The 13,094-nt window shown below is 41.2% G+C and carries 15 protein-coding genes; 5 read left to right on the top strand and 10 right to left on the bottom strand.

Going from position 1 to position 13,094, the window contains the following annotated elements:
- Positions 1-102: 102 nt before the first annotated feature.
- Positions 103-300: a hypothetical protein gene (locus BMX02_RS07715; RefSeq protein ID WP_091690106.1), complete on the top strand. Its 198-nt coding sequence runs from the start codon at positions 103-105 to the stop codon at positions 298-300.
- A 20-nt stretch (positions 301-320) separates the two neighbouring features.
- Here the strand turns inward: BMX02_RS07715 and BMX02_RS07710 are convergent, their stop codons facing one another.
- Positions 321-992, bottom strand: a complete 672-nt coding sequence (locus BMX02_RS07710) for a molybdopterin-dependent oxidoreductase (protein WP_091690105.1) — start codon at positions 990-992, stop codon at positions 321-323.
- A 176-nt stretch (positions 993-1,168) separates the two neighbouring features.
- On the opposite strand from BMX02_RS07710, the gene BMX02_RS07705 reads away from it, so the two are divergent.
- The 3 genes from BMX02_RS07705 to BMX02_RS07695 all read left to right on the top strand — a co-directional run bounded on the left by BMX02_RS07705 (position 1,169) and on the right by BMX02_RS07695 (position 3,975).
- Positions 1,169-1,789, top strand: coding sequence for a class I SAM-dependent methyltransferase (locus BMX02_RS07705; protein WP_091690104.1), 621 nt, complete (start codon positions 1,169-1,171; stop codon positions 1,787-1,789).
- A gap of 110 nt (positions 1,790-1,899) precedes the next feature.
- Positions 1,900-2,217, top strand: a complete 318-nt coding sequence (locus BMX02_RS07700) for a hypothetical protein (RefSeq protein ID WP_091690103.1) — start codon at positions 1,900-1,902, stop codon at positions 2,215-2,217.
- A 660-nt stretch (positions 2,218-2,877) separates the two neighbouring features.
- Complete coding sequence (locus BMX02_RS07695; protein WP_091690102.1) at positions 2,878-3,975, top strand: sensor histidine kinase; 1,098 nt, start codon at positions 2,878-2,880, stop codon at positions 3,973-3,975.
- A 66-nt stretch (positions 3,976-4,041) separates the two neighbouring features.
- On the opposite strand, the gene BMX02_RS11895 is transcribed toward BMX02_RS07695, so the two are convergent.
- The 9 genes from BMX02_RS11895 to BMX02_RS07655 form a co-directional block, all read right to left on the bottom strand.
- Positions 4,042-4,191, bottom strand: coding sequence for a DUF3566 domain-containing protein (locus tag BMX02_RS11895; RefSeq protein WP_167879260.1), 150 nt, complete (start codon positions 4,189-4,191; stop codon positions 4,042-4,044).
- Positions 4,192-4,274: 83 nt separating this feature from the next.
- Entirely contained in the window at positions 4,275-4,979 is a 705-nt protein-coding gene (locus tag BMX02_RS07690; protein WP_210409158.1) for an LrgB family protein, read from the bottom strand.
- Entirely contained in the window at positions 4,972-5,328 is a 357-nt protein-coding gene (locus BMX02_RS07685) for a CidA/LrgA family protein (RefSeq protein ID WP_091690101.1), read from the bottom strand. Before BMX02_RS07685 ends, BMX02_RS07690 begins: the two co-directional genes overlap by 8 nt.
- A 127-nt stretch (positions 5,329-5,455) precedes the next feature.
- On the bottom strand, positions 5,456-6,883 hold the full coding sequence (locus BMX02_RS07680) for a DEAD/DEAH box helicase (RefSeq protein WP_091690100.1): 1,428 nt from the start codon (positions 6,881-6,883) through the stop codon (positions 5,456-5,458).
- A gap of 392 nt (positions 6,884-7,275) precedes the next feature.
- Positions 7,276-7,467, bottom strand: a complete 192-nt coding sequence (locus BMX02_RS07675) for a TRAM domain-containing RNA chaperone (protein ID WP_048194214.1) — start codon at positions 7,465-7,467, stop codon at positions 7,276-7,278.
- 272 nt (positions 7,468-7,739) lie between these two features.
- Complete coding sequence (locus BMX02_RS07670; RefSeq protein WP_091690099.1) at positions 7,740-8,441, bottom strand: ABC transporter ATP-binding protein; 702 nt, start codon at positions 8,439-8,441, stop codon at positions 7,740-7,742.
- Positions 8,442-8,444: 3 nt separating this feature from the next.
- The gene (locus BMX02_RS07665) at positions 8,445-9,656 is read right to left on the bottom strand and encodes an ABC transporter permease (protein ID WP_091690098.1); all 1,212 of its coding nucleotides are present in this window, start codon (positions 9,654-9,656) and stop codon (positions 8,445-8,447) included.
- A 12-nt stretch (positions 9,657-9,668) separates the two neighbouring features.
- On the bottom strand, positions 9,669-10,898 hold the full coding sequence (locus BMX02_RS07660) for a COG1361 S-layer family protein (protein ID WP_091690097.1): 1,230 nt from the start codon (positions 10,896-10,898) through the stop codon (positions 9,669-9,671).
- Positions 10,895-11,386: a GbsR/MarR family transcriptional regulator gene (locus BMX02_RS07655; RefSeq protein ID WP_091690096.1), complete on the bottom strand. Its 492-nt coding sequence runs from the start codon at positions 11,384-11,386 to the stop codon at positions 10,895-10,897. The genes BMX02_RS07660 and BMX02_RS07655 overlap by 4 nt, the downstream gene beginning before the upstream one ends.
- Before the next feature lie 208 nt (positions 11,387-11,594).
- Here BMX02_RS07655 and BMX02_RS07650 point away from each other — a divergent pair, with 208 nt between their 5' ends.
- Positions 11,595-12,707, top strand: coding sequence for a DUF7544 domain-containing protein (locus BMX02_RS07650; RefSeq protein WP_135643952.1), 1,113 nt, complete (start codon positions 11,595-11,597; stop codon positions 12,705-12,707).
- Positions 12,708-13,094: the final 387 nt, after the last annotated feature.

The raw sequence follows: 13,094 nt of genomic DNA, 5'->3' as shown, positions 1-13,094 counted from the left end.
TAATTTAAGCATTTACCAAAAACAGGACAATTATTGGAAACCTGTTTATGCAGAAAACGTTAAGGAACAAAAGAACAAAAATAAATATGTGAGGTATCACAAATGGAAAACAAGAATATCTTCTGGATCTTTGGCATCCTCCAGAGCGTTACACTGGGAGCAATAATTTTCCTGATATTCAGATCACTGAATATGATCAGTGATGTCGAAGTGATTGGAACAGATACTCAGATCGTGTTATGCACTTTGTTCCCGCTATTTTTGCTGATCGTGGAATACACGATCTACTCAAAGGACTAAAAGAAAAATGCTGTTAAGCCTCAGCCAAAGCGTGGACCGCCGACATCGGCATTATTGTTGTAGCCCCTTGTCTCCCAGTACCCTTCATAAGGTTCATCTGTGACCTCGATGCCGGTTATCCATTTTGCCCATTTGTAACCGTACTTGCCTTCTGCCACAAGCTGGAATGGGAAACCCCGATCCTGTGGAAGTGTCACATCATTCAGTTTATACCCAAGGATGATGTTGTTGTCAACAAGATAGTCCAGATCAAGAGCCGTTGAATAGCCATCTTCGGAATAGAATATCACAGTGGTAGCCCCGTCCTGCACACCTGCTTCATCAAGAAGTAACTTTACAGGAACACCTGTCCATTTTGCCGTAAAGCCCCAGCCTTCGACACAATCAAGGATCACTACCTTTGAAACGTTCGGGTATGAAGTGACCTGACCATAGGTGAAAGATCTGGGGTTGTCCACCATACCGCCGATCCTTAGCAGGTATGTGTCATCATTTATCCGCTGAGTTCCTTTTATGGCGTTGTTCCTCTGCTCACTGATAGGAGTTAGCTCCACTCCCTGATACTCAAGGGTTTCAACTTCATCCCCATAGGTCCCATCGCTACCATCATCTGTATCTGAAGACACACAGCCTGAAGATAATATTACAAGAGATACAAGAAATACCAGAATTGCAGTTAATGCCCACTTCATATGCTACCCTCCCTAAGAAGGGTTAGTGCTGATGGATAAAATATCTTTTGTGAGAGAACTTTGTAAGAGAGCCTGAAAATAAAAGTTCCAACCCCCAATAAACTCATGTCAAACTCCTAATAAATTAAAAGAAGAAACTAAATATACCATATGAGCAGAATTTATATGGGGATCAGGTGGCAGAAACAAAAGAAGTACTTCATCGATATAACCGCTACTCACATGTTTATGACCTTTTTGAAAGCATAATGGAATGGCTCGTCTTTAAAAAATGGAGAGGTAAGGTATTCTCAAAGGTTGAAGGCAGGTGCCTCGAAGTCGGCTTCGGAACCGGAAAGAACTTCAGCTACTATCCCAAAGACGAAAGCGTGAGTATGGTTGCCATCGACCTCTCCCCGGGAATGGCAGCAAAATCAAAAAAAAGAGCGACAGGTGTTGATGTGGATCTGATACTGATGGACGCCCAGCATCTTGCTTTCAAGGACAACGTATTCGATTCTGTTGTGATGACCTTTGTGCTTTGCTCGATCCCTGACCCGGTGAAAGGCGTGGAAGAATGTGTGAGAGTGTGTAAACCCGACGGGAAGATCATCAACCTGGAGCATATCCGCACCAAAAACCGCCTGATAGCTTTTATGCAGGACCTTATGAACCCGATAACATACGGGCTTTTTGGCTTTAATGTGAATCGCAACACACGTGGCAATATAGAAAAAGGCGGAGCGACGATCGTAGAAGACAGGAACATGACCTTTACAGATATATTCAGGCTTTTGGTCAGCAAACCAAATAAGTGACTCACGAAAAGTGACACACAAATCAAATATTTGATCAAAACGAAAACGATAGTGTTATAAATGATTAATCATTATAGATACCTTCGCTCAACTGAAGAGGTGAAAAGTAAATGGAAGACGATTACGATGAACTTGATGATCTGATAATGCAGAAACCTTCAGAAGGAGAAAGGGTAAAGAAAGAGCATGAAATGCTTGACAAAGCCGCATCCCACCCCATAAGAAGGAAGATGGTCGGCGCCATAGGAGTTTTCGGGAAACCGGAAGAACAACTCAAGAAAGAGGTAGAGGTTGACGATAACGCCTTCAAGTATCACATGGATTTCCTGAAAAATGCCAATATCGTAGTGATCAAAGAAGACATCTACAGGCTCACTGACGCCGGCATTGACCTGCTGTCAGCAACCGAGCACCACAGGGAATCCTGAAGAAGCGATTGATGGAAGGAGGATGGTGTGGCATCCTTCTTTTTTGAGTATTTGTTTTTTTGTAGTATTTTGCAGCATTGAGTATTACCTAGGTATGCCTATTTTTACCCACACGGTGATGTGGTCGTTGTCCCCTTGGATCATTGTGGCCTTATTCCTGGTCCCCTGTAAGCTCATCCCACAAAGCCTGTGCTGCTTTCCTATCCTTGTCAGTCACAGGTGTATCGGAATCGTATATTCGCCCGTCCTCCAATTCAGCCCTAGATCTTGATTATTTTCTTCTGTCATAGTATCATTACCTCCACAATTAAAGATCGTAGTTGATCAAACTCTTTTTAATCTTGGGATTTCCTTCTTCTTAATTTACTACGTGAAAATGACACTCCCGATAGATTACCATAAATCGAACTATTCCAATCGAATGGACTTTTGGTATATTTACCCTCTAAGGTCTGATCTTAAACTGCAAAACGTTTTCAATTGCTTCATGTAATGCAAAGCACGATAGACAGCACTTGTATTTTGTAAAAGCGTGAAATATTTTAAAGTTCGAATTTAGGAAAGAGGATTTCTACAGAGCGCTTTTAGGAAATCTATATATTTACTGATATAGATACTTTATTGGAAATTTGTTTTAGTCTTATGTGCTGGTGGGAATAAATGGAGAAACTTTTTGAAACTATTTTTAATTCCGTAAACGATGGAATTCTTATCTATGATCTTGAAGGACGTTTTTTGGAAGTAAACCAGATTACTTGTGATGATTTGGGATATCAAAAGGATGAATTACTACAAATGACGGGAATGGATATAACACCCCCGGAATTTAGAGAAAAATTACATGAGCAAATGTTTGGAAAATTGAATCAGGGAGGCGGAATTGTCGAAACTATGTGCAGATGCAAAGACGGTTCTTTAGTACCAATTGAACTTAATATTCGTCCAATCGAATACAAAGGAAGTCCTGCAATTCTAGCCGTTGTCAGAAATATAACCGACCGCAAGAAAGCAGAAGAAGCAATGCTCAATTCCAAACTTGCTGCGGAGGCTGCTAACTGGGCCAAATCGGAATTTCTCACAAATATGAGCCATGAACTAAGAACCCCTCTCAATTCAATCATCGGATTCTCGGATATACTTTGTAGTGAGGACTTTGGTGCCTTGAATGAAATTCAGAAACGCTATCTACATAATGTTAATAAAAGTGGTAAGCATCTTTTAGAACTGATCAATGATATGCTGGATCTATCAAAGATCGAAGCTGGTAAGATGGAACTTTTCCCTGAAAAGTTTGCTATTCACGACGTCATCAATGAAATAAAAGCGACAATGGTGCCTCTTGCAAAAAAGAAGGACATCGAACTGAAATGTAGTTTCAATATCGAAAATCCCCTAATAGTGGCGGACTCAGTAAAATTCAGGCAGATTCTCTATAACCTTGTAAACAATGCTATTAAGTTTACCGATAAGGGAGGATCTGTGACAATAGGAGTGAACACATCGAATGAGCAGACCTCTATTTTTGTAGAAGACACCGGTTTAGGCATCTCATCAAATGATCAGGAGAAACTGTTCAATCCTTTTAGTCAGGTGGATTCATCACTCTCAAAGGAATATAGTGGCACAGGCCTAGGTCTTGCTCTTGTGAAATATTTTGTAGAGATGCATGGTGGTGAGGTTTGGGTAGAAAGTGAAGTTGGAAAAGGAAGTACCTTCGGGTTTAGTATACCAACAAATTTCGAAAATACATCCAGTTGATTAATATTAGCTCGAATGCAACTGCTTTAGTAGACAGCATTTGTATTTTGTTAGCAATATTGATCATTAATCGTTCTCGACCTCAATCTCCAAACCACCTGTGATACCAGCTACAAAATTGTATATGGCTGCCATGATGATACCTAAGATAAGTCCTATGATGCCGTAGAGGATAGGGAATATTATTATCGATCCAATGCCGAAGTCAGAGTTCATGCCATGCCCATAAAAAACGGATCCGACCAGGGAAGTAATAGCAATTATTATTGCTGGAATTATTGGAAAGCTACTAACTTATTTCACAGCAGGATCTTAGCCAGTATCGGAGCAAGGAACACCGTCACCAATCCGGCAATGCCTATCGCAAGCCCACTCATGGCTCCCTCGGCCTCTCCCATCTCAACTGCCTTGGTCGTGCCGAGGGCATGGGACGAGGTTCCTATGGCAATTCCGATCGCTACCTTGTCTTCTATTCTGAACAACTTGCAGATCAGAGGACCCAGCAGAATGCCTGCTATTCCTGTGAAGATGATGCCTGCAACAGTTATGGATGGTATACCACCAAGCTGGTTCGATATCTCGATTCCGATGGGCGTTGTAACAGATTTGGGAATCATGGAGATGCTTAGTAGATGATCAAGCCCGAACATCTTGCACATGACGATTATGCTCACAATACCTGCTGTCGAGCCTACAATTATCCCTACAAGAATTGGAATGACATTCTCCTTAAAAATACTAATTTTCTTATACAGAGGCACAGCCAGGATGACCGTAGCAGGCCCAAGGAAGAAAGATATGAACTGTCCTCCCCTGTTGTAATCATCAAAGGTGATATGAAAGCTTAGTAGAAAAGCCATTATCACCAGCATGCTCAGCACAAGAGGGTTTAGTAGGGGAGAACCTGTCTTCTTGTAGAGCAAGCTACCTGCATAGAATGTTAATAGAGATATCCCTATGCCAAAGATCGGAGATCTCACCAGAGAAGAAATAAGTTCACTCAAAGGATTGCCTCCTTTTCATCAGAATCTGTACTGTTATGCCGGTCACTACTACAATGATGATGGTCGAGACTACGGATATGAACAACAGGGCAGTCCATTTTCCTTCAAGTATGGAGAAACAGGTAATCAGCCCCACAGCCGCCGGTATGAAAAAAAATGAAAGATGCTTCAGCAGGAAGTTGCTTACATCTTCTATCATGGATAGCTTGAGGATACCAGTTAGTAAAAGGGCCAGTAATAGCAGCATTCCCAGCACACTTCCAGGAATGGAAAGATTAAAGAAATTATGGATGAGATCACCCATAAAGCATATAGCAAGAATTATGGCGAACTGAATGATACGCTTCATTTAGATCACTTTCATTTTTCAGATAAAGCCGAAGCCTTTGGTATTAGGCGGGTGTAAGGTCAGTAGCAAATAATAGCAGTTTCGGCCCATGAATTGATTCATGGACCTGACGAAAGAAAATGCTCAATTACTGCTGGTTTCTGGGCTTACCTGAATTCCGACCAGAGCTTCTATTTGGGTTTTGACCAGACTTTTTCTTTGTCTGATTCCTACCCTGGCCTCTATTGGGATTTTCTGATCGCCCAGCTTTGCTTTCTACCTTTTTAGCCTTGACATTTCCTTTTTTAGCTTTGCTATCTCCTTTTTTAGCTTTACCTTCTCCCTTTTTGCCTCTGCCTCTGCCTTTAGCTCCGGTACTTCCCTTTCGTCCCCTCTGTTGTTTTGGAGCTGGCTTTGCTGCATCACCGGTGGCATTCTTCGCCTTTTCAGAATGATAATTGTGTTCAGCGACCTCGATCTCCATATTGGTGAGTTCTTCGATATCACGAAGGAAGTCACGCTCATCGGCTGCGCAGAAAGAGTATGCTGTTCCGTCAGCTCCTGCTCTTGCTGTACGTCCTATACGGTGCACATAGCTCTCAGGGATATTCGGCAGGTCATAGTTTATTACATGTGATATGTCCTCGATATCGATTCCACGGGCAGCTATGTCTGTTGCAACCAGTACACGCAGTTGTCCGGACTTGAAGCTCTGAAGTGTTTTTGTACGGTGGGTCTGGGACTTGTTGCCATGAATAGCACCGGCAGGGACATTGTTCTTGTTAAGCATCTCAGTGACCTTGTTAGCACGGTGCTTTGTACGTGTGAATATGAGAACACACTCCAGATGCTTGCCCCTTAGTAAGTGCAAAAGTAATTCGTTCTTGTCCTCTGAATCCGTGAAAAAGATGAACTGGTCTATGCGTTCAACAGTTGTTGCCTGCGGGGTAACCTCTACATGCGCAGGATTCGTTAGCAGTTTTCTGGCAAGCGTGGATATCTCCGGGGACATGGTAGCTGAAAAGAAAAGTGACTGACGCTTTTTTGGCAGCATGCCAACAACTTTGTACACATCATTGAGAAAGCCCATGTCAAGCATCCTGTCAGCTTCATCAAGTACAAAATATTCCACATTTGAAAGGTTGACATGTCCCTGCTGTATCAGGTCCAAGAGTCTGCCAGGAGTTGCTACAAGGGAATCTACACCCTTTGAAAGAGCTCTTACCTGTGGTGTCTGACCAACACCTCCGAATATCACTGTATGCTTGAAACGGGTGAATTTGCCATACGTGGCAAAACTATCCCCGATCTGTGCTGCAAGCTCCCTTGTGGGTGCAAGCACGAGCACTCGTGGAAATCTCGGACGTGGCGCCTTGTAGGATGCAGACATATTATGAAGAATTGGCAATATGAATGCAGCTGTCTTGCCTGTACCTGTCTGAGCGATACCTATCATATCCCTGCCATTCAACAGATGGGGTATGGATAGTTGCTGTATAGGAGTAGGTGTAGTATATCCTTCCTCGGACAATGCCCGCTGAAGCGGGAATATTAAATTTAGATTATCAAATGACACGTTATACCTCGGGTTAAAGTTAAAACTCGTTGGAAATTGATCCGACTCATCTTATCTGATAAGAAAAGATCATGCTGATTTATGGGTAAACCCTTACAGTTAATTGCGCACAGTAAAGGCCTATGAATTTAATGATAATATTATTGAACACTTTTAATAATATCAAACAGGAATCACAAAGCAGATTCTATAGGTCCGATCATTAAAAGTTACCATATGTATACTTGTATCTCCCTCATGAGTAAATGATCGATCACTTTTTGCTTGTTGATTCTGATAAGTAAATGTTTAACAGGACAAAATGTCCAGATAAAAATAATAAAAATGTAAGAAAAATAAGAATGGAAGATCAAAAACTTGAAATTCCAAACGTGTTTAATTAATTAGAGTAATTAAACGAGTTCGCCAAATGCGAATTTTCTCATTACTTTGGTAACTTTGATTGTTACTTCATCGCCAACTTTTGTGCTTGGGACAAAGATCACAAAACCGCTTACTCTAGCGATTCCATCGCCTTCTCTTGCGGTATCTTCAATTGTTACGTCGTATGTTTCGCCAGCTTCTACTGGAGCAGTTGATTCCATGTTGTTGAACAAATATTTCACTTCCTTTAAAGTGCTTAAAAAGATAATAAACAGACTCTAGTAAACATACGAAAAAACAGTAAATACAGTTAAGGAAATACCATCTAGACCTATAATTTATTAAATTAGTTTTTGCCTCTAAAAGCACTCCTACCAAGTAATGATGTTATATAAGTCTTTTCGTGAAGTAAACCATATTTCATACGGTTGCCAGAAAAAATGATATTAACAAAAATTTAAATTTTTATAAAATGAAAGAGGTTCTTTAGGATTTATTTTTTATTCACCTCTTTTTCGTTTATTCTCTCATCGCTAATTAAAATACCATCTTCGAGGGTAATCACCCTGTCAACATACTCAATATGCCATGATTCATGTGTTACCATTACAATTGTCTGGCCATATTTTTCATTCAGCTCTTTGAACACATCCAGCACCTGTCTTGAGTTGGTAGTATCCAGGTTTGCACACGGCTCGTCAGCAAACAATATGTCCGGCTTTTTTGCTATGGCTCTTGCGATTGCCACTCTCTGCTTTTCCCCACCAGATAATTCATCAGGAATCCTGTTATGTTTTCCTTTTAAACCAACCCTATCTAATGCTTCAAGAGCAGTCTCATAAGATTCCTTTTTTGATTTTCCTTCCATCATGGAAAGCACGTAAACATTTTCCGCAGCGCTCATTTCATTTATGAGTGCATAATCCTGGAATATATAACCAACCTGCGTCAGCCTATAATAACTCCTTTCTGCTTCAGGCAAGCTGGAAACCTGTAATCCCCGAATGGTATATTCCCCTTCTGTTGCGTCGTCCAATAATGCCAATATCCTTAGCAGAGTCGTTTTTCCACTACCGGACGCACCTACTATCGCTACAAATTCCCCTTTCTTTATTTCAAATGAAACACCCCTGAGAGCCTTGACAGCAGTTTCCCCTGTCCCATAATATCTTTTCAGGTTTTTCACTATGATCATTTTTTATCGACCCCATATGGCTTTGAGTATGCTCTCCTTTGATACACTCCATGCAGGAAGTGTGCCGGCTATCACTGATAGTGTAAGCATGGTAACCATGCTCTGGATCAGCAGCATAGGATCTATCACGGGCCTAATTTCCATGGTTTCGTAAAATATTACCGGATTTGCCTGGAAGTAAAGCATAAGTGAGAGGTATAAAACCAATCCTGCAAGTATCCCTAAGGAAACATAGAACATGCTAAGGAACGCATAGGACAACACTATTGATCTTGGGGTAATGCCTACTGCTTTTAAAATACCTATCTCTTTTTTCCTGTGAAGCACGTTGATATAGATTATGATGAGGATCAGTGCTGCACCCACGATCAGGCTCACAAACTTTGACATGGCATCTATTGCCCCCATACTTTGCATTGCCTGCTTTATGAGGGTCTCTGATTTATCAGCCCATGTGAAGACCTGCTCATTCACCCCGGCTTCTCTGATTTTATCCTGAACCTGTTCTTCAGTCCCCTGCTTGTCAACCCTCACAACCACACTGGTAGCTTTGCTCCCTTCCAGACCATACACATCTTCGATCTCTTTGTAGTGAACCAGAGCATTAAGGTCAACAAGTTCAAATGTTCCTTCCATGATGCCTTTGACCTTATAGGTCCTTTTTACGCCATTGCTGTATGTTACTTCAACAAGCGATCCTGCCCTAACTTCACCCAGGTCATCATATATTTCTCCAAAAACTGGACTTGTGCCTGCGATTGCAGCACCAATGATGATCTCATCCCGGGAAAGATCCCCTAAAAAATCCCCTTCACTGATAATATACGGGTATCGCGAAATTTCATACTCTTCCGTGGGAAGCAAACCCGTTACAGTTACTCCCACAACATTCTGTTTATGCTCGATCGATGCCCCCACATCCAATCTCTTTGTTGCGGCCCTTACTCCTTCGACAGCCCTTACCTTCTGCAAGACGCTATCAGCATTGTTGATGTAGGTGTTATCGCCTGATGGTTCAATGACAACATCCCCGAAAGGGTAGTCCTGCATATATCCAGTAAATAGAACCATCATTCCCCCTATCATTGATGGGAGGAACACTAAGTTCATAAAAATGAGCGAGAGAACAAAAACTATGAACATTAGTGTTTTTTTGTTCCCTCTTTTTATACTGCTTGATGCAATGAGAGCTCCAACCCTGATATCGTTGATCATATTGGAGACCTCTCATTCTTCTTTGTTGTCAGCAGAGTTATCACTGCCTTCCATTAACTGCTTGATTATCTCATCCTTTGACTTTTTTGTTCTGTAATTATTGTAGATCAGTCCTCCAATGACCACTAAGACGATCAATACGATTGCAACTGTTCCTGCTCCACTATTACTTTCCAGGACAATAATGTTGATCTTCGTTTCGATCTGTTCTTCTCCAAAATCATCAATATACGTTATGGTCACAGGGATCTCGTATTCCCCTGCTTCATCAGCTATGAAAGTGATCACTGCAGGCCCGTCTTCATTCGGATCAAGAGTTCCTATAAAGGATTCTTTTAGTCCTTTGAACGGATGGTCAGCATATACCCTTATTGAATTTATTGTCCTGTCACCAGAGTTTTCAACTCTCATGGTCAATTCTACAGTATCACCCATGTAAGGAAGAACAGGAGCGACCTTCACAGATGCAAGATTCAAACTTCCTTTTTTGTCAAGCACGGTTATCTTAATGTCATATTCATCTTTTTGCTTGCCAAAATCATCTTCATAATAAATAATAACAGGTATCTCAAACTCCCCGGACCTGTCTGCTTTGAACTTGAACAATGCAGTTTGGGTGCCATTCATGTCAAGAGTTCCGATGGTAGAGTTCTTGATCCCTTCAAACTCATGATCCAGACTAACCGATACGGATTTTGCAATAGCTTCACCAAAGTTCTCTATGCCCAATTTTAAGTCAACCGTATCTCCCTCATAGATATATTCAGGATTAGTCTCGACAGAAGATATTCTTGGTTCTGCATCTTCACCTGTAACCCTCACTTCAATATCATAATATTTTGTTGTTTCAAGATTTATATTTGGATATGTTAACTTCATCTTTATGATATGAGGACCAGGATTAGCATCAGGAGTTGTCCTCATGTGATACACCAGGTGCCTTTCACTTGTACTATAATATAATTTAGGAATTGTAGTGACCAGATCTTCTGTAACGATGATATCCGAAGGGATGCTGATTATTTCAAAGGTAATATCTTCAGGAGCTTTAGAACCACAGCTCTCAAGATCAATAGCCAGGGTGAATTCTTCATCGATGTCTACCGGATTTGGGCTTATTTCCTGTATCTGTGCTTCTACGCATATCTCCCCGGCAGTAAATGATTCAGCAGTAGCGGTTCCTGCCAAGATAACTGCAAAAACTAATAAGAGCAAATATGTTAGTTTTGTATTCTGCTTCATGCTTTATTCTCCCCACTTCGAATCTTTTCTGTAAATTCAACAAGATTTTTTAAAATTAGATCTAATGCGATCATTTGTTGATAATAATCTTCGATTATTTTGAGCGTTTCTTCTGAGTCCCCTGCTTTACTATTTTTACATCTTTCAATTATTGCAGGAAGATCTTTAAGCGCAGGACTGACCATGAATTCATTCTTGGATCTTACTGCATTAATGGTCATTGTCAGCATATCTCTTTGAACTGAGAAGTACAATTTTTTTGAACCGGATTTCTTTGTTTTTTCCACTAATTTAATTCCACTAAGCATTTTCATTTCCGCACTAACTGCTGAAAAACTATACCCGGTCATTGCAGAAAGCTCTTCTAAAGTTAGTGGATCTGGTGCAGAATAAAGTATTGCAAGCAATTTAGAGGAAAGTTCATCAAGTCCGTAGGATTTCATCCCTTGATACACAAGATTCTCAAATTCTTTTTTTGCTGTTTTCATTTCAACGCCTTATTCACACAATTTCCAGTAATTAATAGATATTGTGGATGTGAGATATATATGTTGCGACTATCAAATTTTAATCAACGGTGATGAACTCCAACCAAAATCAAGCATTGAAATCAAACAGCACTCCACTCCAACGATCCCACCAATTTCAAAATAACGCACCATCAATTATTTATTACAACATTACCAATTTCTTTTTATGAGATGGTATGTCGTAGACGCCGTAGACCGGGCATATGCAAGAACTAAGAAATGCCTGTTCGAACCTTTTGATTTCTGGAAATGGATGAAACTCGTTATCATCGTTATGCTTATCGGCGGTAGCGGAGGCAATTACAACGGCGGAAACGGCGGAGGAGGCGGTGGCGATGGATATTCGTCTAACGATTACACCCTCCCGGATTTAGGTCCGACCGATAGCTTCGCCGAAGCTTTCGCAGGAATTGGCGACCTGATTCCCACCAGCGCCCCGAACCTGGGACTGATAATCGCAATAATAGTCTTCATATTTGCCCTGATCCTGTTCTTCACATATGTCTCAAGCGTAATGGAATTCGTATTCGTTGACTCCCTGGTAAGCAACGAAGTAAAATTCTGGGAATACTCCCGCAAGTACCTGAGGAAAGGTCTGGGACTGTTCACATTCAGGCTATTGTACGGCATTATCCTGCTTATCATCATTGCGATCATGGCCCTCCCCTTAATACTGCCATTGATATCTTCATCAGGAGAGAACATTGCAGAAACCATAGGAATGGCCATCCTTTCCACAATATTCCTGCTGGTCGGCATAATCCTGCTAGTAGCAATAATCGGAAGCATCATCAGCTCATTCATCAACCTCTCAATACCTGTTGCCATCTACACAGATACCGGTATTTTCCGCGCATTTGCCAACGTCTTCGGACAGTTCAGGAAAGACTGGAAACAGATCTTCGCCTATTGGTTCGGCAGGATCCTACTTGGGATTGGAATTGCGATCGTAGTAGGCATCCTTTTATTGATAGTGATAATTGCAGTGGGCCTTTTCCTATTGTTCGCAGACCTGTTGTTCTACTTTATCCTCTCAACAGTCCTGCCCGGATCATATCTCGCCATAGGGATAATCCTTGTACCGATAATCCTGATCGAGCTGGTCTTCCTCATATTCCTGATTGCATTTATCGCCCTGCCTGCAAGGGTATTCATGAAGTATCACATGCTCTCATTCCTGCAGCAATGGTATCCTGAAGTGGAGATACCTGTGTTTGATGTGCAGCAGATCAATGAGGAAGAGGAAGGAGAAGAAGAAGAGTCAGATAGAGAAGGTTGATAGATATTACGAACAAGGTTACCGAACACTTTGCGGAAACCGGCATTGGTCTCCTAGCAGCAACCGAGCACCACAGGGAAGTCTGAAGAAGAGATTTATGAAAGGGGGATGGTGTGGCATCCTTCTTTTTTTGTTATGCTTTTTTTAGTGTTTTAGTTGAGAAGAGTTTGTGCTTTGTATTTTTATTTCTTAGATATTGCTTGTATGATGGCATCATGACTGATGAGTTCTGCAAATTACTGAAGAAGCATTTTGGAGTTGCTGCGAAGTATTGTTGTGATCTGATTCAGAAGATGAAGATTGAGTTGGATATGTATTGTCCGGATAAGCAGCATTTGTATTTTGTAGAAGCTTGAGGTCCGAACTATTTTAAAATAAATAGAATAA

This window comes from Methanococcoides vulcani, assembly GCF_900111645.1.
Taxonomy (GTDB): domain Archaea; phylum Halobacteriota; class Methanosarcinia; order Methanosarcinales; family Methanosarcinaceae; genus Methanococcoides; species Methanococcoides vulcani.
The sequence above is the reverse complement of the archived record's forward strand: the minus strand, read 5'-3'. Positions and strand labels throughout refer to the sequence as shown.

Coding starts and splice junctions, on each gene's coding strand:
- BMX02_RS07675 (WP_048194214.1), bottom strand. CDS start 7,467: ATGGAATCAACTGCTCCAGTAGAAGCTGGCGAAACATACGACGTAACA.
- BMX02_RS07650 (WP_135643952.1), top strand. CDS start 11,595: ATGAGATGGTATGTCGTAGACGCCGTAGACCGGGCATATGCAAGAACT.
- BMX02_RS07710 (WP_091690105.1), bottom strand. CDS start 992: ATGAAGTGGGCATTAACTGCAATTCTGGTATTTCTTGTATCTCTTGTA.
- BMX02_RS07715 (WP_091690106.1), top strand. CDS start 103: ATGGAAAACAAGAATATCTTCTGGATCTTTGGCATCCTCCAGAGCGTT.
- BMX02_RS07660 (WP_091690097.1), bottom strand. CDS start 10,898: ATGAAGCAGAATACAAAACTAACATATTTGCTCTTATTAGTTTTTGCA.
- BMX02_RS07670 (WP_091690099.1), bottom strand. CDS start 8,441: ATGATCATAGTGAAAAACCTGAAAAGATATTATGGGACAGGGGAAACT.
- BMX02_RS07665 (WP_091690098.1), bottom strand. CDS start 9,656: ATGATCAACGATATCAGGGTTGGAGCTCTCATTGCATCAAGCAGTATA.
- BMX02_RS07700 (WP_091690103.1), top strand. CDS start 1,900: ATGGAAGACGATTACGATGAACTTGATGATCTGATAATGCAGAAACCT.
- BMX02_RS07655 (WP_091690096.1), bottom strand. CDS start 11,386: ATGAAAACAGCAAAAAAAGAATTTGAGAATCTTGTGTATCAAGGGATG.
- BMX02_RS07695 (WP_091690102.1), top strand. CDS start 2,878: ATGGAGAAACTTTTTGAAACTATTTTTAATTCCGTAAACGATGGAATT.
- BMX02_RS11895 (WP_167879260.1), bottom strand. CDS start 4,191: ATGAACTCTGACTTCGGCATTGGATCGATAATAATATTCCCTATCCTC.
- BMX02_RS07685 (WP_091690101.1), bottom strand. CDS start 5,328: ATGAAGCGTATCATTCAGTTCGCCATAATTCTTGCTATATGCTTTATG.